This is a genomic window from Iodobacter fluviatilis (assembly GCF_004194535.1).
GTDB classification, from domain to species: Bacteria; Pseudomonadota; Gammaproteobacteria; order Burkholderiales; family Chitinibacteraceae; genus Iodobacter; species Iodobacter fluviatilis_A.
In genome coordinates this window covers 3,917,278-3,938,927 of the sequence record NZ_CP025781.1, presented here as the reverse complement: position 1 = coordinate 3,938,927, position 21,650 = coordinate 3,917,278, and the positions used below count along the sequence as shown (strand labels likewise).

The window sequence follows — 21,650 nt, the reverse complement described above, 5'->3', positions numbered from 1 at the left end:
GCCGATATGTTTAAGCTTTTCGCCGGTTTAGCCCTAAGCCTTGCCAGTGTCTGTGGTCATGCGCAAATTTCCTACCAGCTGCAAAACAATGCGCTGGCGGCCAAAATTAACGCAGAAGAACTGCACCGCTTTAGCTTAGACAATATGCAGCAGCTAGCCGCCGGGAAAGCGCCGCCTTCCCGCACAGCTTTGCTATCGCAAATGCTTAGCCAGCGCCTGCTGGCGGCAGAAGCTCGGCGGCTATACCCGCCTGAAGCATTGCATCCTGCCAGCCGTATCGCCTTTGCCCGAGACGTGGCTATTGAAGATCGGCTGGCTTCCTCCTTAAGAGCGCTGTATGGCAAAGAGCTGGATCAGGCGGTTAAAGCCCTGCCTGGTGGCACTCTTAAAGCCCTAATTCAAGAAGAAAACACTCTGAGCGCTGGACAGCAGCAGGCTATTTTTGGCTCGCCCACACAAACCACACTGGAATACGCTTTAAAGCCTGCGCAAATTAATCAGGCCAAGCAAACCAGCCTGCTCCGCTATCAGCTACCCAATGGCCAGAAAGGCAACCTTTCCCTCTACGATATCTACCACCGCCAAAATGTACAGGGACGTATCGAGCTATACGCAGCGAATCAGCCCTATTTAATTCAGCAGCTGCAAATTGCCTTTGCCAACCTGTTTACCCTTTATTGGGCGGAACAAAAGTTTGGTACGGCGGCTGTGAGCGACTACCGCCGCAGCTTAAACGATCAGGAAGACGCTGAAGCACTAATGAAAATCTATGGTATTGGCGATCGACACGATAGCAGCGATTTCTTAGATGCCTTAGCCAAAAAAGTAAGCAAAGCCGAGGTGCAAGCCTACTACCTAGCACACAAAGAACAATTTAAACGCATCGCCAAAGTAAAAGCGCGGCATATCCGTGTAGCCGATGAAGCGCTCGCTAAACAGCTTATTCTTAGGCTTACAAATGGCGAAGATTTCGCCAGCCTTGCCAAGCAATATTCCATCGCAGATAGCGCCAAACAGGGTGGCGATTTAGGCTGGATAGTACATCAAGGCACACTAAGTTGGCTGGCACAGATTGCATTTAGCCAAACAGAGCTATCGCAAGCTTTTCGCGCGCCAGTGGGGCCGGATGAAACCGCCAGCTGGGATATCATCAAGACCGAACAACGGGTAGAGGATTATCAAAGCGCCCATTCAGAAGCGGTACGCTACGCCGCCAGTGCCGAAATAGCCCATCAAAAAGCCTCACGGCAGTTAAACGCCCTGCTCAAACACCAGTGGCAAAACGCCAAGATTGAAGTCAGCCCAGCCGCAGGCAATCTGACACTGCAGGCACTGGAATGAAACGGCTATTTATCGCTTTAACGCTAGTAGCCGCACTGGCTTGGCTGCTGTGGCCACAGGCCAGCCCTCCACCACAGGCACAACAAGCCGCTCGCGCAGCCGCCGCGCCAATCCAATCTACAGCAGCATCCGATTGGCTCAAACGCTTTTATCCTGAAGCAGGCAACACCCCGCAGGCCGCACCGCCGGCTTACATTACAGCAATAGAAAGTATGGCCGATGCCCGCATCAATGGAGAGCAACGCACCCCACCCATCGTGCGCAGCAATAATGCAGAAGCCGCCACCCCCGCAGAGCTGGCCGATCACCCCGCCTATAAGCAGTATGAAGCACGGCAAAATCTGCGGGAGCTGGCTGCTTTTAGCGCGGCAGTGCCAGAAAAAATAAGGCAATTACGTGAGGATATCAGCCGTGGCCGAGCAGCAGGCATTGCGGCAGAATTGATCGCCGTGCAAGAAAGAAAAGTCCAGCAGTTAGAAGAAATGCGCAGTCAGCTAATAAGCGAGCATCCAGAAATCAGTGCAAAGCCTTAGCCACCACGAGCCTCAGCCCTTTCGTGCACTCCATCGACTGCTTCTTTCTACTTATTGCAATACATCGCACATTAATTTAACCTGCTGCTGACCAAGGCAGACAGAAAATCACAATTCTGCGCTCATTAAATATGATTTATCACTGGCAGAAATGAATATGAAACTGAAGCATAACGGGCCTTCTGGAGCCTTTGTTGGCGCATCTTGGCTTGCGCTTTTTATTGGCTCAATCACCTACTCCACCGGGCTCTGGAACGCCGCCATGGCCTTAAATGAAAAAGGCTATTACTTTACTCTGCTGCTTTATGGCTTATTTGCGGCTATCTCTTTGCAAAAATCAGTTCGCGATCGCATAGAAGATGTCCCCGTAACCAACCTCTACTTTACTCTATGCTGGGTTTCAATTGGCTCGGCTTTGCTGCTACTAAGCATTGGCCTGTGGTATGCAACCATTACTCAAAGTGAAAAAGGCTTTTATGCAATGTCTTATTTACTCAGCCTATTTGCTGCGGTTGCCGTGCAAAAAAATGTTAGAGATATAGCGCTATATCATTTAAGCATTGCTGATATTGGGGACCGTGATTTAGAGAGTTTTAAATAAGCGCTGACTTTCAGCAAAACATGTCCGAGGGCTTAAGCCCTCGGTATCGAACCTAGCCTAAAGCGTCAGCTCGGCCAAACACCCACTGCACTAATAACCCACCATCAAAATCACGCTGGCTACCCTTATTTGTGAAATCTAATTTTTTCACTAAGCGCGTTGATTGTGTGTTTTCTGGACTAACCTGAGCCAATACCGAATTCACCCTAGAACAATGCCCCTTCAATCGCTAAAAACACCTCCCAAAGCTTTAACCACGCTTAAATGCAATCACGTGGTCAATTTCTAATCGAATGCCGATATCCTCACCAAGCGCATGGTTGTGATGACTGGGCACAAGGGATAAGACTTTCTGCCCTGAAGGGAGGGCTAGGGTATAAAGAAACTGCGCCCCACGGAATGCTTTTGCCAGCACTCTAGCTTTCATGCTACTTGCATCGTCATGCAGCACATCATCAGGGCGAACCAGCACATCGGCAACACAACCCATGCAGCAGTTTTCGGGCATTTTACCGTGCACAATCCCCAGCTCAAACTCAACCTTGCCGCCCGCAGCAACAATCCCTGGCAGCAATACGCCTTCGCCCACAAAATCGGCCACAAAGCGATCCAGCGGCTGGTGGTATAAATCGTAAGGCGTGGCCCATTGGCGGATATGGCCATCAGTCATCACACCTACTTTATCCGCCACGGCAAAGGCTTCCCGCTGATCATGCGTTACCAAAATGGCAGTCATGCCTGCCGCTTTTAAGATGGCACGCACTTCTTGCCCAAGCCTTTCGCGTAGTTCAACGTCTAAGTTTGAAAAAGGCTCGTCCATCAACAACAGCTGAGGGCGTGGAGCCAGCGCACGCGCTAAGGCAACGCGTTGCTGCTGGCCGCCTGATAATTCATGCGGATAGCGCTGCTCAACATGATCCAAACCTACCAGTTTTAATGCATCGGCCACCCGTGTGGCCTGCTCTGCTCTACCTGCTCCACGCAAGCCAAAAGCAATATTGCCCGCCACAGTAAGGTGAGGGAAAAGCGCGTAATCTTGAAACACCATGCCAATCTGGCGCTGCTCTGGCGGCAGCATTTTTGCTGCACTACTCACCTCTTTACCCGCCAGCACGATGCTTCCTGCTGCGGGCCTTTCAAAGCCCGCAATGGCGCGTAACACCGTAGTCTTACCGCAGCCAGAGGCCCCAAGCAGGCAGCCAATCTCCCCCACTTGCAAATCCAGTGATAAATTTTCAACCACGGTACGATCACCAAGGCGAATCGCAAGATCAGATAATTGCAGCATATAAACCCTTAAAACAGACCAGACCTAAGTTCTGTTGACACGGAGAACACAGAGCACGAAAAGAGAGAGCACGGAGAAAAACCAAGAAGGTTACAACTTATATGAAGATTATTCACCCTCTTGGTTTTCTCCCCGTGCTCTGTGTTCTTTGCTTTTCTCTGTGTCTACAGATCTTTTTGACTTTCCAAACATCAGCCCTCAGTTTTTCTGACCAGTAAAATAACCGGAATCAAGCCCATCAACACAATAAAAAAACTGGGCAGGGCGGCGCGCTCCCACATGCCTTCAGAGGTCATTTCAAACACGCGCACCGCCAAAGTGTCCCAACCAAAGGGGCGAGTCATTAAAGTAATGGGCATTTCTTTCATGACATCCACAAAAGCGATCAACATCGCCGTTAGCAAACCACCACGCAGCAGCGGTAAGTGCACACGTCTGAGTACCTGCCTTGAGGACAGGCCCAAAGATCTTGCTGCGTCTTCTTGATTACGGGTAATTCTTTGCATGGCGCTTTCGACTGGCGCAAACGCCACCGCCATAAAACGTGCGGCAAGGGCCAACAACATCACCACTAAAGTACCTTTTAATACTTGCGTAGTAGCTACACCAAAGTAAGCCACGATGGGGATCAGCAGATTATCCAGCCAAGCAATCGGTATAAACACACCCACCGCCAGCACCGTACCAGGCACGGCATAACCCAAGGTGGCGATGCGCACCAGCCAGCGAGTATCTGGGTAGCGGCGCTGCACATAGACCAGCAGTAAGCCAAAAGCAGTGACCAGCAAGGCCGCCATAGCGCCGATCGCAATCGAGCGCAAAATAAACCCAGGGTAGCGAGCGTCAAAATCTATCGCCCAAACGCCCTTTACCCACACCAAAAGCTGAATCATCGGGATGATAAAAGCAATCAGCAACACCAGCACACACCACGCTACGGCAAGCCAACGTCCCACACCACGCAGTACGATACGCTCAGCCGTTCCGCCCCTTACCGCATAATGCCGACGGCCCCGCCCCCACTGCTCGGCCACGGCCAGCACCAGTACAAACATCACTAAAATAGAGGCCAATTGGGATGCCGCTGGCAGGTTAAACAACGAAAACCATGACTGATAAATAGCCGTAGTAAAGGTATCAAAATTAAAAATAGACACCGTACCAAAGTCTGCCAGCGTTTCCATCAACACCAATAGTAAGCCTCCCACAATCCAAGGCCGTGCCATCGGCAGCGCGACCTTAAAAAATGCCATGCGCCGCGACATACCCAGCATCTGCGCGGCCTCAAGCGCACGTTTACCCTGTGTCAGGAAAGCATTCCTAGCGAGCAAGTAAACGTAAGGGTAAAACGCCAGCGTGAGCACTAAGATCACCCCACCGGTTGAGCGGATACGCGGAAACCAAGACGAATCACCCATCCACTCACGCAGCAGCGTTTGTACTGGGCCAGTAAAATCCAGTAACCCAACCTGCACAAAGGCCAGCACATAGGCGGGCATGGCCAACGGCAGCATAAGGCTCCATGCAAAGAAGCGCCGCAACGGAAAATCACAGACGGCAGTGAGCCAAGCCAGCGAAACCCCCAGCAGCAACACGCCAATCGTTACGCCCAGCATTAAAATAGCGGTGTTTTTAAGAACACGAGGTAAAACATATTCGGAGAGGTGTTGCCAGATTTCTGGCTGTGGATGCAAAAAGGAAGACAGCACCACCAAGAGAGGAATCAAGGTCAGTAAGGCAATTGGCAGCGCGTACAGAGTTCCTTTAGAGAACAGTTTTTGCATCATTCAGTAAAACCCAAATAGAAACGGGCAAAACAGAAAATCTGCTTGCCCGTACCGTATTATGAAACGAGATATCCTCGCTTACAAGAAACAATTCCTATTCGCGATTTTGACGTCATTCATTGTAACTTTTGCATTCAGGATTTAGCCCTTATTAACATCCCGAAACACCGTCATTCCCGCGCAGAGCCTGCCCTCAAATGCTTTAGTCGAGGGCGGGAATCCAGTCGCACTACGGGATCCCCGACAAAAACACTCGGGGATGACGGTTTATCTCGAGCTTGTCGTTTTGGGACGTTATTTCAAGCCATATCCTAAGGAACTAGCGATAGCCCGCCCTATCCATCAAACGCACCGCACTGGACTGCAATTCACCCGCCTTAGATACATTAATCACATTAGATTTAAACGGCCCCCAGCCAGCCACCAAGGGTGACGCCTTAATTTTAGGATTGGCAGGGAATTCCATATCTTTATCCGCGTAAAGATTTTGTGCTTTATCTGACGACAACCATTCTAAAAGCTTGATAGCACCTTCAGGGTTTTTAGCGTAACGCGTCACGCCCGCCCCCGATACATTCACATGCACGCCTTCGGCCTGCTGATTCGCCCAGAAAATACTCAAAGGCAATGTAGGCTGAGCTTCAATCAGGCGGCCAAAGTAATAAGTATTAGCAATCCCAACCTCACACTGGCCCGCTGCAATTGCTTTCAGCATGGCGGTATCGTCTTGGAACACATCGGTCGCTAGATTATCCACCCAACCACGCACAATTTTCTCGGTTTTAGGCTCGCCATACTGTGCAATCATCATGCCAACTAAAGACTGGTTGTACACTTTTTTGGAGGTACGCAGGCACAGCTTGCCTTTCCACTTTGGGTTAGCCAAATCTTCATAGCTAGATAAATCGGTGGCTTTTACTTTGTTCTTATTAAAGAACATGGTGCGTGCTCTTACCGACAGGCCGTACCACTCACCCTTAGGATCGCGTAAATGCGCAGGAATATTGTCATTCAATGTATTGGATTGAATCGATTTCAACAGCCCCATTTTAGAGGCCTGCCATAAATTACCCGCATCCACCGTGATCAAAGCATCAGCTGACGTGTTTTGCGCTTCTGCACGTAAGCGCTCAAGTAAAGGGCCTTCTTTATCGGTAAGCAGCTTGACTTCAACGCCCGTTTCTTTAGTGAATGCGTCGAGCAAAGGCTTTAGGAGCTGCTCATTGCGAGCCGAATACAAAGTCACACTTTCAGCATGAGCAAGCGAAGTAGCAGCAAGCAGGGAGGCTAGAACAAGACGCTTCACAGGAATTCCTTCATTAAAAATTTAAACAAATACCACGGAGATTAGAAACCATTCTCAATACACCACAAGAATGACATAGACGCGCAAGTAAGGGAAGACACACGGCACTTAAAACACAACCTAAGCCGCACTATGCACGCCCCTTTTTGCTAAAAAATAAAGCTTAACTGACTAAGAATGAATCAGAAGCGGCCACCCGCCTTAACTCAGACACGCCTCTTCTATCACCCAAGCAAGCTGCTAATCTTAGATACGGCAAGCAAAAATTGTAAGGAGAAGAAATTTTCCTAGCAGTCTGTCGGACTTAAGCGATCGTAGCGAGGGAAAGACCGGTTTGAGACAGATTTCGCGGGTTTTTGAGGCGAATAGCTGGCTATTCAACGAGAAAATGCCTGAAATATGGCCAAATCCGGCTTTTCCGTAGTAGATCAGTCTTAAGTCCGACAGGCTGCTAGGGTGGCTTGAGCCACGCATACGATGCTCGTGCTTAGGACCACACCCTTCTCCCTCCTTAAATACCCGCACACCCACCAGTAGCATTTAGTTTTTCTAAACGTTTAATTCAAATCATTTAGATATGGCGAATGATTGGCGCACGCTATTCTACCAAGCAACTAGAAAAAAACGGTTCATGCTCGCGATCACAAGCATTAAAAACCAGTTTTCTAGCAAAAAAAACTAAATCAATAAACACACCACGGGATATATATGAATCTGCTAGGAAAATCTGCACTATTTTTCTCTTTCAGCCTTTTAGCCAGCCACTCTTTCGCTGCCGATGCCATGGCACTCGCTCAAAAAAATAACTGCCTCGCCTGTCATTCTGTTGATACCAAAATTGTCGGCCCCTCTTATAAAGAAGTTGCCCTTAAATACAAAGGGAATGCAGGCGCAGTAAATATGCTCATGGCAAAAGTAAAAAATGGCGGCGGCGGTGTATGGGGACCGATACCTATGCCACCTAATCCACAAGTCAACCCAGAGGATATGAAAACGATAGTGACTTGGATTTTAAAACAGAAATAAGCTGTCGGTAACCCAATCAGGCATCGATCAAAAGGCGCAAATTATGCAAGAAAATGAGATCTCATTTTTCAGCAGAAGAACCCTTCTTAAAGGGGGGCTCGCCTCTGCCGTATCTGCAAGCATGTTTACTTTACCCAATAAAGCATTTGCACTTAATTTAATTAATCAAGGCTTTGAGAATGGTGTAAGAGAGTTAGTTCCCTACCCACAGAAATACCCTCTATTAAGAATCACCACTCGCCCTGTTCATTTAGAAACGCCTTTTTCCTATTTTGATCAAAGCCTGATCACCCCAAATAAAGCCGTTTTTGTGCGTTACCACCATGCCAATCATCCACTTAATATTGACGAAAACGCACATATTTTAAGCATCAAAGGAAATGTAAGTCGTCCACTCAAGTTAAGCTTGGAAGAATTAAAAAAGCGCTTTAATCAGGTTTCTTTTAATGTTGTGTTGCAATGCGCAGGCAATGGCCGCGCCTTATCGTCCCCCCGTGTGCCCGGCGCACAACTAGGCAATGGCTCAATGGCCTGCTTTACAGTGACCGGCGTCAGGCTAGCGGATGTATTAAAAGCGGCGGGCGTAGGCGCAAATGCCAAACAAATTAAATACAGGGGAACGGACGAGCCCGCATTGCCTGTTACGCCTGCCTTTATTCGCTCTTTAGATATTAAAAAAGCATTATCTGACGATGTGTTAATTGCATGGGCAATGAATGGCGCGCCCTTGCCTATACTTAATGGATTTCCAATCCGCTTAGTTGTACCCGGCTATTTCGCCCCCTATTGGATGAAGCACTTATCAGAAATAGAGGTGATTAATCATGAGTTTGATGGCTGGTTTGCGAAAGAAGCCTATATGGTGCCAGACACCGTAGACAATGGCATTGCACCTGGCGCGGAAACAAAAAACAAAACTCCACTGCGCGAACTAAAGGTTCGCTCGTTTATTACTAATATCGAAACTGGCAATAAAATAAAATTGAAAAATGGTGAATTAACAATAAGAGGTATTGCATTTGATAGTGGCAGTGGCATACGCACCGTCGATTTTTCTGCTGATGGCGGAAAAAACTGGACACCTGCCAATCTTGGCAAAAGCATAGGTAATTATGCTTTTAGGCCATGGAGCATCACGCTCAGAAATTTAAAAAAGGGTTCCATAGCATTAATGGCAAGGGCCACGGCCAATAGCGGAGAAACACAGCCCATCGTTCAGCCGTGGAATCCGGGCGGTTATGCACGCAATGTTATTGAGGTCGTGAATATCACACTGACATCATAAGGATCACCATGAGAACGCTCTTCTTTGCCCTGCTTACTTTGCTTTGCACTAGCCCCACTTTCGCGCAGGAAATCAAGCTACCTGCTGAAACCGTGATGTATCCGGCTAATTCCAATCCGGGTTATGTCACCGCATTACAAAAATGCCTTATTTGCCATTCGGCTGATTATGCTTTGTATCAGCCCAATCTATCCAAAGAAGCTTGGAACAAAATCACAGAAAAAATGCGCCTCAGCTTTAAAGCGCCCATCACTCAGGAAGAAGCCTCGCAGGTAGCGGCTTATCTTTTTGAGACCCAACATCCTAAAAAATAAATCATTCCTGCGTGCTCAGGATGCCACTCGTCTGCACTTTGATAAAAAAAATCATCAGGGATGGAATAAAACCTCAGAGCTGTACGTCCACCTTTATAAGGGTCGCTTTGCATACCGCATAGCCCTTTTCTTAGACAGGATTAATAATGACGCACCCCTTTCGTGTAAGCGCAGCACAGCTATGCACTGCCCTTTTATCCCTAACTTGCAGTGCCAGTCTGTGGGCAGCTGACATTAGCCCCTTAAAGTTTGACGGCCAGATCCGTAACAATTCGCTGGCCCTTAGCCCTGATGAAAGCACCGCCGTGGTGTCTTATAGCGAGCGCTCAGAGCTGCTTGTTTACGATCTTAAAAAAGGCGAGCTTCGCCAAACCTTGCCAGGCTATATCACGCCAAGAAATATTGTTTTCGCCCCAGATGGAAAATCGTTTTATGTCTCCGACAGCAGTCTGGGTGAAGTCATAAAAACAAATACCGCCACACTTCAAATCCAATCGCGTATAGCCGCAGGCCCGGGTGCCTTTGGCACGGCGATCAGTAAAGATGGCCAAAATTTATATCTGAACAACCAAGCTTCAAACACCGTTACCCGCTTTGACACCGGCAGTGGACTGGCACGCAGTGTGATCACCGGCTTTGCTCAGCCACGCCAGGGAGTAAAGCTAAGCCCCGATGGCAGCAAGCTCTATGTCACCAATTTTCTAGGCGACAAAGTCACTATTGTTGACACCAAGACCGACAAAATTGAGGGCGAGATCAAAGATTTCAGCAAGATTCGCGCAATTTCAATTAGCGCAGACGGCAAAACCCTATTTGCAGCCAATAGCGGCACACACACCCTTGCTGTTGTAGATATTGCCAAGCGAGAAATCCAAAATCTCGTTTCTGTTGGCCGCGAGCCTTATGGTGCAGCGCTTTCGCCGGATGGCCGTTTTATTTATGCGGGCAATCTAGCCGATCAGACGGTTTCGGTGGTTGATGTTGCCTCGCAGCAGCTTGTAGCGACTATCACCGGCTTTAAGCAGCCCCGTCAGGCCATCGCATTTACCCGCGACGGCAAACTGGCCTATGTACTGAATGAAGATCTCAGCATTGCCAAAGTAGACCGAGATAGCCAAAAAATTGTGCAGCAAATCACGGCAGCCCCAAAAAATAAATCAGCCCCTCTTTTTTAATAATGCAGATTTAGCAAAGCGGGATTCGCCCCGCCCTGCCGACTGCTTCCACCCCCGATAACACAAAGGATTGATCGCCATGCTTAAACGCGCCCTTTTACCCGCAGCTCTCATTTTGCTGAGTAGCCACGCTTTTGCCACTCCCGCCGATGACAGCCGCGCTCACTTTCAAAGCATCGCCTCAGGGAATGTTACGCAGCTGATGCAAAACTACGCCGAGCAAGCCCAATTTAACTGGGTAGGCGGCCCTATTGATGGGCTTTATGCTGGCAAAACAGCCATTAACACGGTATGGAGTAAATTTACCCAAGCTCAGGGCACACAAAAAGTCAGCATCGATAAGCTAGAAGAATCACTCAACCCCAAAGGGGCAACCGTCACCGCCAATGTTTTCTTTGAAGGCAAAATCAAGATCAAAGTCCGCTATGTGCTGACTTGGCGTGAAGGAAAAATCATCAATGAAACATGGCAAATTGATCCACAATTAAACTTTAACTAAGCTCACTTCATGCCGCTCGACGAACACGAGCTTCTGAATATGCTACCTCGCCTGCGCAGATATGCGCGGGCGTTGGTGCGGCATAAAGAGGAGGCCGACGATCTGGTGCAAGACACGCTAGAACGCGCATGGCTAAAATCCAGCCTGTGGCGAGGGGTTGCTGATATGCGCGGCTGGTTATTTAGCATCATGCATAATCTGCACGCAGATGGTGTTCGCCGCCCGCGCATTCACACAGTTGAGCTGGATGACAACACCCCGGAAATCCCTATTGCTGCCCAGCAAGGAGAGCAACTGGCGATGCGCGATTTACAAGCAGCACTCAACCAACTGCCCGATGAGCAAAGGGAAGTCTTATTACTAGTGGCACTAGAAGAAATGGCTTACGCAGATATTGCTAAGACATTAAATATTCCTATGGGCACCGTCATGTCTAGGCTATCACGGGGCCGTGAACGCTTACGCATCGTGCTGGAAACACAAGCTAAACCTGTACACTTAAGAATCGTCAAATGAGCACACTATGAAGAACTCGACGCACACGGTGACTGAAGCAGAGCTCCACGCCAGTATTGATGGCCAGCTTTCCTCGGACAGGCAACTAGAAGTTGACGCTTATCTAACAGCGCATCCCGATGAAGCACGGCGCATGCAAAGCTATCAGGCGCAAAAACAAGCTTTACGTGATTTATACAACCCCGTGCTCAATGAAAAACCATCCGCCCGCCTGCAATATGCCGCCAAAGCACCAAGGCCGTGGCACTTACAAAGAATCGCCGCTGGCCTTGTCATCGCAATCAGCAGCGCTGGGTCTGCATGGGTTGCAAGGGGCATGGCCGACGAAAACACGCTACAAACCACCTTTATTCAGCCCTATGCCGGTGATAACGCCCCTCATAAGCTGGCTGGCTTTGCCCAAAGGGCCGCCGTGGCCCATGTGGTTTACAGCCCAGACACCCGCCGCCCTGTTGAAGTGGGCGCGGATCAGGCTCAACAGCTGGAAAACTGGCTGTCGAATCGCTTAGGTGCTCCGATCAAGCCACCCAGCCTGCAATCTGTTGGCTACACCCTGATCGGCGGCCGACTATTACCGGGCGAGCGCGGACCAGTCGCCCAACTGATGTATCACGATGCATCCGGCCAAAGGCTCACGCTGTATGTCACCCAAGAAATCCCTTCTCAAACCAAAGCCACCTCCGCCTTTCAATTTGGTCAGGATGGGCCGGTAAACGTGTTTTATTGGGTGGATAAAAACATGGGTTATGCCATTTCAAGCGGCAGCGCTCAACCGGATTTACTGCGTGTTGCAAAAGTTGTTCACCAGCAAAAAATAATGATGTAAGCCTTGAGATCAAGCAAACACTCAGATCCTAACGATGGCTGCGTTTAGCCTAAGTATTCTAAAAAACCGCCGCGCTATTTTAGTCGCCACGCTAAGGGCAAATTTTTGGCTGGACAATCACGGCAGTAACGCTTAATTTATCGAAAATTAAGAACAGCCATTTCCTTCTGAGCCCGTAAGCTCAGCAAGTAAAAAATCCCCATTCTGCCTCTAGTCGAGTCCCTGCCATGCTCTGGTTTCGTAATATTCAGCTCTACCGTCTTAGCCCCGAACATGCCCTTTCGGCCGAATCGATTGCCGAGTGCTTAATTAAAAAGCCGTTTTTCCCCTGTGGCAGCCATGATTTAATGTCCCAAGGCTGGATTCCACCTGCACCGCACGTGCCGGATGAGTTTATTTTTGCTCGCCAAGATATGGTGTTGGTCTGCTTAAAAACCGAAGAAAAAATCCTACCTGCCGTGGTGGTCAAGCAAGAAGCCGAAGAGCGCATCCGCCATATTGAGGAAGAAGAAGCGCGCAAAGTGGGCCGCAAAGAAGCCAAAGATATCCGTGAGCGTGTAGCAGAAGAGCTGCGCCCACGCGCCTTTACCCGCGTGAGCACCCACCGCGCGCTGATCGATTTAAAACAAAACCTCATCATGGTGAACAGCTCCGCAGCGTCTAAAGCAGAGCACTTACTGGTCTCACTCAGAGAAGCTTTGGGCAGCCTACCCACTCGCCTGATTCAAACCCAAGTTACCCCACAAACCGCCATGACTAGCTGGCTAGAAAACGAAGTACCCGTTCCGTTTGAGCTAGATGCCGATTGCGAATTGAAATTCCCAGGGGATGATGGCGCGATTGCACGCTTTGTTCGCCAAGATTTACACAGTGATGAGGTCAAACAGCACCTTGCCACCGGTAAATTGGTGAGCAAAATAGGCCTAACTTGGAATGAAAGGATTGCTTTCCAGCTCACTGAAAAGTTAGAAATCAAGCGCATGAGCATGCTCGATGTATTGCAAGACGAGCTAAAAGACGCCGATGTGGATACGCAAGACGCGATGTTTGAATCTAGCTTTGCCCTGTCTGTGGGTGAGCTGCGTCAGTTTATTCCTGAGCTGATCACTGCGCTGGGTGAAGAGCTGGCCAGCTAGGCCCCCCCCAAAAAAGCAAAATCACCAATCAAAGTAGAGTGTCACCGTTACAGACTCCAATAGGTGTGTTAGTTAGAAAACAGTTACGAGCACAGCAAAGTTCTTCAACTGGCCTTTTTGACTACACGCCAGCAGACCCGCGTGACCGCATTGCTTCGGCCAAGCTGACTTACAAATTCTAAAAATTCCCCTTTTTGACTTAGCGCTCTTTTCAAGCCCCGCAAAAATATTGCGGGGCTTTTTTAATGCCATGATTCATGGTTAAAAACGCACTTCGTTTTAATTCCCAATTAATGTTACGCAGCCAAACCCAAATCTTGAACCACAGAGGGCACAGAGAAAGACAAGGCTTGAGTTAAGTTGTTTTGTAGGTTTTAACCCCAGTACTTAAGGTTCGTATCGCAGCGAGTGGCACGGGGCTTAAATTCCCCCTTGAAACACGCAAGCTCCGAACAAGCGGGGCGGGGGATCGCTTGGGAGCGAGGCAGCGAGCCAATCCCGCCCGCCGCCGACTCGATTGGACCGCAGCAGGGGCCTTCGTGTTATTGGTGTTGTGGCTTGGCTTCGTTTCTTGGCCACACAAAAATCATATAGTTCGCGGGACGCCCGCACCAAAATAAACGTGCCGAAGGCACTAAAAAGAGGATCGCTGCGTAACATCAGTTCTCAATTGAGAAACAGGGAATTATTACTTTGCAAACACACTGTAAATTTTATGTGGAATGTAAGACCTAGCCCATGCTTTACATACAAAACTTACAATTAGCCATGCTAAATAAATCGCGAACCTGACTAAAAAACAAGCCAAAGGTGGGAATCCCCGCTCAATCGGGTGTATTATATCGGCATAAAACACTTCAGGCCGCGCCCCGCATGATCTTTCAAGGGGGCTTAGCGTTCTTATACGCCCAAGGTGGTGGTTTTTCTACCGTTTTAGGGTGTCTACAACTTGTTAGGTACCTCAATGCGCTTTATTCGTATTAACCTACAAATCATTATTGTCATAATTGGCGGCATTTTCCTTGCAACCCTTATTTCTCAGCCATCTCCAAAAGTTTCAAGCATTATTTTTTTGCTGGGGTTTGTTTGTTTTTTACTAGCACTCACGCTAGTCCTTAAAGAGCATTCCGATAATCGTGCAATCTCTAATCATAAAACAAACCCTAAACCAATGAGTATTGTCTTACTTTTGCTTGGTATTTTTGGCTTATTTCATGGGGTAAGCTATTTCATTGGTAATGAGCCATTACCAATGGGTGAGAGTAGTTGCAGAGCTATATGCGGTCTTATTTTGCTAGCTAGCCAACTCTTTGGTGAGCCAGTTGGCGAATTGGTAGCTGGTAGTCTGTGGTCAGGTCTTGGTTTTCTTCTATGTTATGTTGGGTTTAAGCTACGGTAACCTAACCCATCATTCAAGCGGGACGCGCTAAATCGCGCCCCTTAACTCAAACGTTATGCATTTAATAGGAGTTTCTAGCTATGCAGGATAAAATGGAAAAATATAACGAATATAAAAATATTTCAGTCGAAGAATTTGAACGGATGAATATACGGGAAAAAGAGCTTATGATGTTGCGACAGCAAATTCATATGCAGGAAAGAGAGCTAGATAAACAAAAATCAAAATTAAAAGAAGAGCAGCTCTCAAGAGAAAAAGCAATACAGAAAGAAATGGATGCAAGAGAAAAATTCTTTTCAGAAAGAGAGAAAAATCTATACGAAAGACAAAGAGAGTTTGAAAGAGAACTACAGCTTAGACAAGTAGAATTAGAGTCATTAAGAAATGATTTTGAAAATTCAACCCGCAGAAAAGAACAAGAGTTAGAAGAGGAAAAGATTCTTCTTCATCTAGAAAAAGAAAGATATAACGAAGAAAGTAGAATAAAAATTGAAACAAAGTCAAATGACTATGTTACACAAACCCTTGAAATTCTTAGAAGCAAAGAAGATGAATTTCACGGAAGGTCGAAATCATGGGCAGCAATAGGGGCATTTTCAATATTTTGCAGCCTTGCATTTTTTATTGAAGTTACAATGTCGTCGTATCTTACGGCACAGAGTGGAATTAGCTGGCAGTTTATTGTTTTTATTGTTTTTAAGGGAGTAATTGCAATAACAATGTTCGCGGCTCTTGCAAAGTACGCCCTTATATTTAGTAACGCATATATGAAAGAGGCGTTAAAAAATGCGGATAGGCGGCACGCAATAAACTTCGGTAAGTTTTATCTTGAATCATATGGGGCGGCAGCAGACTGGCCGCAAATTAAGGAGGCATTTGAACATTGGAATATAAATGGCGACAATTTGTCTTCCAAAAACACTAAAGAGGAGCTTGATATAACAACTATTGAAAAGTTTGCCTCTGTTATAGAAAAAATATCGAAGGCTTTATCGTCCAGTAAAAAGGATTGAAATGCATAACAAGGCGCTCAAGGCCGTGGCTGCGCCACTGAAGAACCTATGGTGTCAGGTCTTACATTTGACATTAAGCAATCAATTTAATTAGATTTTCAAATCGCTGTAAATTTCATCTAATGCAAAATGTAAGGCCTAACCCTATTGCTTTACTCAATTGGCGCCGCGATTTAGAGGCTGGTGTTCAACCTAGGTACTTTGACATCAATGAGTAAAAGTTGGCACCTAACCCATCATTCAAGCGGGTCGCGCTAAAGCGCGCCCCTTAATTCAAACGTTATGACATAAAAGCCATGAACAGAGTGCCCATTCTCAGAAAGGAAACACAATGATGACCTCAGAAGCACCGTTGCCCAAGCCTAGTTTTATGAATGCATTGATAACATTTGGGTTAATCGTGGTAGTAATTAGTTATGGACTCTTCTTTTTAAAAGTAAATCTTCATAGCTTGATGCTTATCTGTCTAATGATCGCTGGCATCAGTGCTAGCTTGCTGACACGATGTGACTTCTCTACGATTCGGCATGCCATGAGCGAAGGTGTCAGCCGTGCTTTGGGTGCAATTTTTGTGTTTATCTTGATTGGGGTGCTAATTGCCGCTTTCATTCAAGCGGGTACAGTCAGTGCGCTCATTTACTACGGTTTGCAGTTTTTAACCCCATCGATGTTGTTACCAGCGGGGTTGATACTATGTTCTCTGATGTCTGTAGCCACAGGTACAAGTTGGGGTACAGCGGGCACTGCAGGGGTGGTATTAGTTGGCGTTGGGGGCGCAATGAATATCCCATTGCCTTTGGTGGCAGGCGTTGTGGTATCTGGTGCCTGCTTTGGCGACAAGATTTCACCCCTATCTGACACCACCATCTTGGCTGCGATTTCCTCACGCACTGATCTTTATGACCACATACGGTCAATGATGTACACGACAGGGCCTGCCTTCCTAATCGTACTGCTAGTTTTTTGGCTATTGGGGCAACAGTATGCGGGCAACGCATTGCCAAGTTCGCAGCTACTGTTGATGTCCAATGCACTCAATAACGCCTACATCATTAACGCTTGGTGTCTTTTGCCTTTTTTAGTCATGCTTGGTCTTAGTATTGCCCGCGTTGCCGCAGAACCCGCCATGTTGCTTTCTTCCGTTATCGCGGTTTTGATTGCCGTTTTCATGCAGGATGCCGAAATCGTTAACGTACTTACCGCCTTGTATAGTGGTGGTGGTCCAGGCCAAACCGGCGTAGCAATGTTGGACGAACTATTAGGACGCGGTGGTATAGCTGCCATGATGTGGACGTTGTCCTTGGGGCTAATGGCGCTATCGTTAGGTGGCATCCTCTATAAGTTTGGCTTCTTACAGGTTTTGATCACAACGGCACTACGGCGCGTTACTAGCGTATTCAACCTTGTTGTTGTAACGATACTCTCGGTTTTTGCAGGCAATTTAACCATGGGCGAGGCGTATTTATCGATCACCTTAGGTGGGCAACTTTTCAGCGATGCCTATGACGAGCGAGGAGTTAATCGTTCAGTATTGTCACGCTCGCTTGAGGAGGGTGGCACCTTAACGGCACCACTTATTCCGTGGACCACGGGTGGCGCATTTATGAGTGCTACGCTGGGCGTTAATGTGCTGGACTATGCGCCATGGGCCCTCTTGAACTGGTTGAATCCACTACTAGGCATGTTGTTTGCATTCTTCGGCATTGCTATTTTCAAACCCCAAGCGGCACCGAGCGCAAACCACTCCACTCCAACAGATGTAAGTTTCAAGAGTGTTAACTGATGTCTTTTTCCGATTTATTAACAATTGATGCCCTTAAGATGACCCGAAACCTACCCGATGAGCTGATTAAAGCAATTCCGGTCTTGATGGTAAATCGACAGGGTGATACGTGTGATGCCTACATGCGCACCGAAAATTTCATCGGCCATGTAGCGCCTGAAAAAACCTATCAGCTTTCGTTCTCGGGCTTTAACGAGGCGATGGACCAAGAAGCTAAGCCCCTACCCACACCGACAATGCCCCCACATTGTGTATTGACGGGTGTCTGGCAAGAATCAGTCGATCTAGTGATCAAGGATGCCAATATTCTGGGTGGGAACGGACGCTATACCTTAGCAGAAGGGGCCGAATCCTTGGTTGTTCCGGTTGCTGAAGCAACGCCAACACACCTGGCCTATTACGGCTGCCATCTACTGGCTGTTGGCGATGTGACCAGCTTTAATACTCAGCACAACCTGCCTGTAACGATTACATCAATTGGGAAGGATTATGCTGAGGGCTATTTGCAAAAGGCAGAAAAAGGTGGCGGTGCCTATCTAGAAGTTCACGACCGCCCCCACTTCCATATGCCACTTGAGGACAGCGCGGGGGGGTACTTAATTATTGGTAAACAGGCATCCGACCATACCCGTTACATTTCTGCTTTTCAGATCCCCTTTGGTTACGCCGTTCATATGCCGCCATGGGCAATCCACTGTGATGGTTATCTAATCGGTCGATACATGGTGGTTTATTCGGCAACATCTGAATTTTCGACAGTCATTGTGCGTAAAATTGATAGCTCACCCGCCCCAATCACATTTTGCTGAAGCACCTAATAGGTTAGAAGCCGTTTTGAAATAGATTTTCTAATACTAATAACTAATAACTAATAACTGGGGTCTGAGTAAAGTTAAATCCGCTTTCTTTGGCTTTAAGAGCAATAAGCATAGTAAAGACCTATGGGGTCAGACCTTACATTTGACATTAAGCAATCAATTTAATTAGATTTTCAAATCACTGTAAATTTCATCTAATGCAAAATGTAAGGCCTGACCCCATTGCTTTCTTTATTCGCCGCATGCACTTAAATGTGAAGCAGACATCCATGTACATCAATGACATGGTGACACTTACGCCCCTTGGTCTTTTTGCCACCATCAATACCTCTGTCTTCGCTGGCATATAGGGTCTTGACGCTTTGCGAGTCGATGATCCCGTAAGTTGGACTCGCTTTTTTACCCAGTTGTAGGCGACGTTTCCGGTTTAACTCATCCAGAACCTGCTCCCAAACGCCATTCAAATTCCAGCGCCGAAAATGACCATAGACGGTTTGCCATACTGGAAAATGTATCAGCAACATGCGCCACTGACAACCTTAGCGAACGAGGTAAAAGATCGCCTCCACGATGTAACGGCAAGGATGTAACGGTTTACGTCCGCAACTGGCACGTTTTGCGAAAAAACCTCTGATCATCTTCAATTCACGCTTTGTCAAGTTACTGTGGTAGCTCATTGCACTGATTTTCTGAAAATTTAGGAGCTTGATTTTCTCAGAAAATCTTTTTCAAAAGGGCTTCTAAAGTGAACAGGCACGGAATGACATGCCAGCTTGCTCTTGGTCCACACTGCATATTGGTTGCCAGATGTACGTAGTGTCCAGCCCGTGCCGGGGCTCCAATCCGTAGGGCCGATCTTAATCGCAACCTTGTGGTCAACAATTGCCGCATAAAGGCCGTTTTCAGCACGCTGAATCGCCACTGCTGACGTGGAGGTGAGCCCCTCTTCTTTACGCAGTTGAATCAATGCTTTGATGGCATCACGTTGCTGCCATTGATACACATGCGGATAATAGACACTGGGAATGCCTGGGTGGGTCAGTATATAGGCATAACCTTGCATCACCTTATCGCAAGGCACCGGCCAATGATTCTGCCCTGCACCACAACTTTCAGATGGACCCGTGTCATGATTATCAACAAAGGTGACCATCTTTTTTGCGTTCCGCCCGATGCCCCCTGCCGGCTTGCCAGTACTGTCACGCAACCGTTCGTATTCGTTGTAACGTAACGCTTGATTCAGCAGGCCTTTGGTTGTGAAGTCAAATACCCCGCATTTGCCACCAGTGCCTTCAACATACTCCAGCAAGCTATTTCGATGCGCATCGACCGCATTAAAATCTAAATCGCTCCATAGCTCGCCCACACAAAAATTTGGCTGCATAGCATCGTGGTACTTGCCAGCATATCGCGGCGCATAACCCTTGGCGTAATCAAACCGTATCCCCGTAAAGCCGACTCCCTTGAGCCGAGAGCCTAGCCAGTGCTTGATATCATTTTGCACAAACTCTTGAGCATGATCGATATCACGGGCTGCGTTAAAGCCTTCTCCCGAATCCATGCCGCCACATTTGCCTGGCCATTCGTCCTCCTTGACTACCGCACGGCAATCCCAAGTAGGGTTGGTAAAATCACCCCAGTCTCTCGATCCAATACGATGGTTGATCACGACATCGGCAACACTTTCAATGCCCTGCGCTTTAAGGGCCGAAATAGCGGATGTAAGCGCCTCTTCGCGGCCGTAGCTGGAATCAAGCGTGTTCAATTGACGTGGTAAATAACCTTCTGGCGAGCCTGCATCGGAAGGTGGAGGGAACCAAACATGAGTGATCCCTAGGTCTTTCAGGTCAGTGGCTTTTGATTTTAAATCGCCATAAAACATGCTATTGGCTGAATGCCAATGAAAACTTTGAAAGAGCACAGCGGTACTGGATTTAGCTTGTTCCGTAGCTGCACGGCTAGGCAATGCCGCCACCAGCAAACTCGCGAGCAAAATATATTTCAGCTTCATGTGGTCACTCGTGTCGTGATTATTTTGATCGATTTTTTAGCTTCAGGTAATACATGGGGAGAACCTATGGGTAGAGTAGAGAGCAGCTTTTTACCTACCCTCCCTCATCAAACCGTGCATGCGATTTTCCCGCACACGGCTTTCCGATGTTTCTCACGCCTAGGCATGCGCTGTTTTCCAGCCCGCTTTTGTCGGTATTTTATATAGCCCATAGCGCCCATACAGATCAACACTCGGGAATCGGCCTTCACCAATGCCTCTGTCGTTCACTTTATGCCGCTTCATCAAGTGTGTGCGCACACGTTGCTCCATGTGAGATTTGACCTTCTCCAACGCCTGATTCGAATTTCGATAGTAAGACCTATAGTAAAGACCTAGTAAAGACCTATAAGGTCAGGTCTTGCATTTGACATGAAGCAATCAAATCAGCTTTTCAAATCACTGTAAATTTTATCTGACGTAAAATGCAAGGTAGGGTAGAAGCGGCTAAAGCATTCACTGAAAAATGCATGATCAATCGCAGCAAAGACCTTACCCAAAGTATTGTGGAAAAAAATGCCGTGTTTCAAGTTCAGTACGTCAACTAACCATTCTTTTTTGGCTTTACCATAAGCTTCAATGCCCCACCAGTTATCGGCACCGCAGATAACGGCACATAGCGTAATAAAGAAAATATCGCCCAATTGATGACGCGGTTTGCGTTACATACGTAAATCAGGAATGCTGGAAAAACGGGTGAAAATTGAGGCATTGGGGTTAGGTATATTAATAAAGATTGAGTTGATGGACTTGAATCACTGTATCAGGGCTATCAAGTGATCCTTAATGCGATTGCCCTGATCAAGGTTACCTATATAGCCGCGCCCTACCCGCCCATGAGCTTGCTGCCTTTGCGCTTTCAAAGCTAGCCTTGCTGTCAGCCGATGCGGTAATACCTCATTAGCTAATCGTAAGCCAGTGTGTAGCATAAGCCACTCCTCTATACGGAGTTTA

General features: G+C 47.6%; 20 protein-coding genes and 2 pseudogenes. 15 read left to right on the top strand and 7 right to left on the bottom strand.

Features of this window, described 5'->3' with window-relative positions:
• Positions 1 to 6: 6 nt before the first annotated feature.
• From C1H71_RS17530 to yiaA, 3 genes are all read left to right on the top strand, one after another.
• The gene (locus C1H71_RS17530) at positions 7 to 1,341 is read left to right on the top strand and encodes a peptidylprolyl isomerase (protein WP_130107709.1); all 1,335 of its coding nucleotides are present in this window, start codon (positions 7 to 9) and stop codon (positions 1,339 to 1,341) included.
• On the top strand, positions 1,338 to 1,874 hold the full coding sequence (locus tag C1H71_RS17525) for a hypothetical protein (RefSeq protein WP_130107708.1): 537 nt from the start codon (positions 1,338 to 1,340) through the stop codon (positions 1,872 to 1,874). The genes C1H71_RS17530 and C1H71_RS17525 overlap by 4 nt, the downstream gene beginning before the upstream one ends.
• Positions 1,875 to 2,031: 157 nt before the next feature.
• The gene (yiaA, locus tag C1H71_RS17520) at positions 2,032 to 2,475 is read left to right on the top strand and encodes an inner membrane protein YiaA (RefSeq protein ID WP_130107707.1); all 444 of its coding nucleotides are present in this window, start codon (positions 2,032 to 2,034) and stop codon (positions 2,473 to 2,475) included.
• 52 nt (positions 2,476 to 2,527) lie between these two features.
• Here the strand turns inward: yiaA and C1H71_RS20780 are convergent, their stop codons facing one another.
• The 4 genes from C1H71_RS20780 to C1H71_RS17505 all read right to left on the bottom strand — a co-directional run bounded on the left by C1H71_RS20780 (position 2,528) and on the right by C1H71_RS17505 (position 6,856).
• Positions 2,528 to 2,668 carry a hypothetical protein gene (locus tag C1H71_RS20780; RefSeq protein ID WP_188053381.1) on the bottom strand — a complete coding sequence of 47 codons (141 nt, stop codon included), beginning with the start codon at positions 2,666 to 2,668 and terminating at the stop codon, positions 2,528 to 2,530.
• Positions 2,669 to 2,725: 57 nt separating this feature from the next.
• The gene (locus C1H71_RS17515; RefSeq protein WP_130107706.1) at positions 2,726 to 3,763 is read right to left on the bottom strand and encodes an ABC transporter ATP-binding protein; all 1,038 of its coding nucleotides are present in this window, start codon (positions 3,761 to 3,763) and stop codon (positions 2,726 to 2,728) included.
• Positions 3,764 to 3,954: 191 nt separating this feature from the next.
• Complete coding sequence (locus C1H71_RS17510) at positions 3,955 to 5,550, bottom strand: ABC transporter permease (RefSeq protein WP_130107705.1); 1,596 nt, start codon at positions 5,548 to 5,550, stop codon at positions 3,955 to 3,957.
• A 319-nt stretch (positions 5,551 to 5,869) separates the two neighbouring features.
• The gene (locus C1H71_RS17505; RefSeq protein ID WP_374704443.1) at positions 5,870 to 6,856 is read right to left on the bottom strand and encodes an extracellular solute-binding protein; all 987 of its coding nucleotides are present in this window, start codon (positions 6,854 to 6,856) and stop codon (positions 5,870 to 5,872) included.
• A gap of 708 nt (positions 6,857 to 7,564) precedes the next feature.
• Between C1H71_RS17505 and C1H71_RS17500 the strand changes: the two genes are divergently transcribed.
• The 12 genes from C1H71_RS17500 to C1H71_RS17445 all read left to right on the top strand — a co-directional run bounded on the left by C1H71_RS17500 (position 7,565) and on the right by C1H71_RS17445 (position 18,637).
• Entirely contained in the window at positions 7,565 to 7,882 is a 318-nt protein-coding gene (locus C1H71_RS17500) for a c-type cytochrome (RefSeq protein ID WP_130107703.1), read from the top strand.
• A gap of 43 nt (positions 7,883 to 7,925) precedes the next feature.
• Positions 7,926 to 9,167, top strand: coding sequence for a molybdopterin-dependent oxidoreductase (locus tag C1H71_RS17495; protein WP_130107702.1), 1,242 nt, complete (start codon positions 7,926 to 7,928; stop codon positions 9,165 to 9,167).
• 8 nt (positions 9,168 to 9,175) lie between these two features.
• Positions 9,176 to 9,481: a hypothetical protein gene (locus C1H71_RS17490; protein ID WP_130107701.1), complete on the top strand. Its 306-nt coding sequence runs from the start codon at positions 9,176 to 9,178 to the stop codon at positions 9,479 to 9,481.
• Between the two features lie 146 nt (positions 9,482 to 9,627).
• Entirely contained in the window at positions 9,628 to 10,656 is a 1,029-nt protein-coding gene (locus C1H71_RS17485) for a YncE family protein (RefSeq protein ID WP_130107700.1), read from the top strand.
• A gap of 79 nt (positions 10,657 to 10,735) precedes the next feature.
• Positions 10,736 to 11,155: a nuclear transport factor 2 family protein gene (locus tag C1H71_RS17480; RefSeq protein ID WP_130107699.1), complete on the top strand. Its 420-nt coding sequence runs from the start codon at positions 10,736 to 10,738 to the stop codon at positions 11,153 to 11,155.
• 9 nt (positions 11,156 to 11,164) lie between these two features.
• A complete protein-coding gene (locus tag C1H71_RS17475; protein ID WP_130107698.1) occupies positions 11,165 to 11,671 on the top strand; it encodes an RNA polymerase sigma factor in 507 nt (168 codons plus the stop codon).
• Positions 11,672 to 11,678: 7 nt separating this feature from the next.
• Entirely contained in the window at positions 11,679 to 12,497 is an 819-nt protein-coding gene (locus C1H71_RS17470) for an anti-sigma factor family protein (RefSeq protein ID WP_130107697.1), read from the top strand.
• 227 nt (positions 12,498 to 12,724) lie between these two features.
• Complete coding sequence (locus C1H71_RS17465; protein ID WP_130107696.1) at positions 12,725 to 13,633, top strand: recombination-associated protein RdgC; 909 nt, start codon at positions 12,725 to 12,727, stop codon at positions 13,631 to 13,633.
• Between the two features lie 964 nt (positions 13,634 to 14,597).
• Entirely contained in the window at positions 14,598 to 15,032 is a 435-nt protein-coding gene (locus tag C1H71_RS17460) for a hypothetical protein (protein WP_130107695.1), read from the top strand.
• Positions 15,033 to 15,112: 80 nt separating this feature from the next.
• The gene (locus tag C1H71_RS17455; RefSeq protein WP_130107694.1) at positions 15,113 to 16,045 is read left to right on the top strand and encodes a hypothetical protein; all 933 of its coding nucleotides are present in this window, start codon (positions 15,113 to 15,115) and stop codon (positions 16,043 to 16,045) included.
• Between the two features lie 331 nt (positions 16,046 to 16,376).
• Positions 16,377 to 17,828 carry a Na+/H+ antiporter NhaC gene (gene nhaC, locus C1H71_RS17450; RefSeq protein ID WP_223145913.1) on the top strand — a complete coding sequence of 484 codons (1,452 nt, stop codon included), beginning with the start codon at positions 16,377 to 16,379 and terminating at the stop codon, positions 17,826 to 17,828.
• Positions 17,828 to 18,637 carry a hypothetical protein gene (locus tag C1H71_RS17445; protein ID WP_130107693.1) on the top strand — a complete coding sequence of 270 codons (810 nt, stop codon included), beginning with the start codon at positions 17,828 to 17,830 and terminating at the stop codon, positions 18,635 to 18,637. The genes nhaC and C1H71_RS17445 overlap by 1 nt, the downstream gene beginning before the upstream one ends.
• 257 nt (positions 18,638 to 18,894) lie before the next feature.
• On the opposite strand, the pseudogene C1H71_RS17440 reads toward C1H71_RS17445, so the two are convergent.
• From C1H71_RS17440 to C1H71_RS22035, 3 genes and pseudogenes are all read right to left on the bottom strand, one after another.
• Positions 18,895 to 19,173: pseudogene (locus tag C1H71_RS17440) on the bottom strand (IS5/IS1182 family transposase); the annotation flags it as partial.
• 170 nt (positions 19,174 to 19,343) lie between these two features.
• Positions 19,344 to 20,657, bottom strand: coding sequence for an alpha-amylase C-terminal beta-sheet domain-containing protein (locus C1H71_RS17435; protein WP_130107691.1), 1,314 nt, complete (start codon positions 20,655 to 20,657; stop codon positions 19,344 to 19,346).
• 425 nt (positions 20,658 to 21,082) lie between these two features.
• A pseudogene (locus tag C1H71_RS22035) lies at positions 21,083 to 21,346 on the bottom strand (transposase family protein); the annotation flags it as partial.
• Positions 21,347 to 21,650 lie beyond the last annotated feature (304 nt).

Coding starts and splice junctions, on each gene's coding strand:
- C1H71_RS17480 (WP_130107699.1), top strand. CDS start 10,736: ATGCTTAAACGCGCCCTTTTACCCGCAGCTCTCATTTTGCTGAGTAGC.
- C1H71_RS17470 (WP_130107697.1), top strand. CDS start 11,679: ATGAAGAACTCGACGCACACGGTGACTGAAGCAGAGCTCCACGCCAGT.
- C1H71_RS17500 (WP_130107703.1), top strand. CDS start 7,565: ATGAATCTGCTAGGAAAATCTGCACTATTTTTCTCTTTCAGCCTTTTA.
- C1H71_RS17475 (WP_130107698.1), top strand. CDS start 11,165: ATGCCGCTCGACGAACACGAGCTTCTGAATATGCTACCTCGCCTGCGC.
- C1H71_RS17445 (WP_130107693.1), top strand. CDS start 17,828: ATGTCTTTTTCCGATTTATTAACAATTGATGCCCTTAAGATGACCCGA.
- C1H71_RS17530 (WP_130107709.1), top strand. CDS start 7: ATGTTTAAGCTTTTCGCCGGTTTAGCCCTAAGCCTTGCCAGTGTCTGT.
- C1H71_RS17455 (WP_130107694.1), top strand. CDS start 15,113: ATGCAGGATAAAATGGAAAAATATAACGAATATAAAAATATTTCAGTC.
- C1H71_RS17435 (WP_130107691.1), bottom strand. CDS start 20,657: ATGAAGCTGAAATATATTTTGCTCGCGAGTTTGCTGGTGGCGGCATTG.
- C1H71_RS17525 (WP_130107708.1), top strand. CDS start 1,338: ATGAAACGGCTATTTATCGCTTTAACGCTAGTAGCCGCACTGGCTTGG.
- C1H71_RS17510 (WP_130107705.1), bottom strand. CDS start 5,550: ATGATGCAAAAACTGTTCTCTAAAGGAACTCTGTACGCGCTGCCAATT.
- yiaA (WP_130107707.1), top strand. CDS start 2,032: ATGAAACTGAAGCATAACGGGCCTTCTGGAGCCTTTGTTGGCGCATCT.
- nhaC (WP_223145913.1), top strand. CDS start 16,377: ATGATGACCTCAGAAGCACCGTTGCCCAAGCCTAGTTTTATGAATGCA.
- C1H71_RS17485 (WP_130107700.1), top strand. CDS start 9,628: ATGACGCACCCCTTTCGTGTAAGCGCAGCACAGCTATGCACTGCCCTT.
- C1H71_RS17495 (WP_130107702.1), top strand. CDS start 7,926: ATGCAAGAAAATGAGATCTCATTTTTCAGCAGAAGAACCCTTCTTAAA.
- C1H71_RS17515 (WP_130107706.1), bottom strand. CDS start 3,763: ATGCTGCAATTATCTGATCTTGCGATTCGCCTTGGTGATCGTACCGTG.
- C1H71_RS17460 (WP_130107695.1), top strand. CDS start 14,598: ATGCGCTTTATTCGTATTAACCTACAAATCATTATTGTCATAATTGGC.
- C1H71_RS17490 (WP_130107701.1), top strand. CDS start 9,176: ATGAGAACGCTCTTCTTTGCCCTGCTTACTTTGCTTTGCACTAGCCCC.
- C1H71_RS17465 (WP_130107696.1), top strand. CDS start 12,725: ATGCTCTGGTTTCGTAATATTCAGCTCTACCGTCTTAGCCCCGAACAT.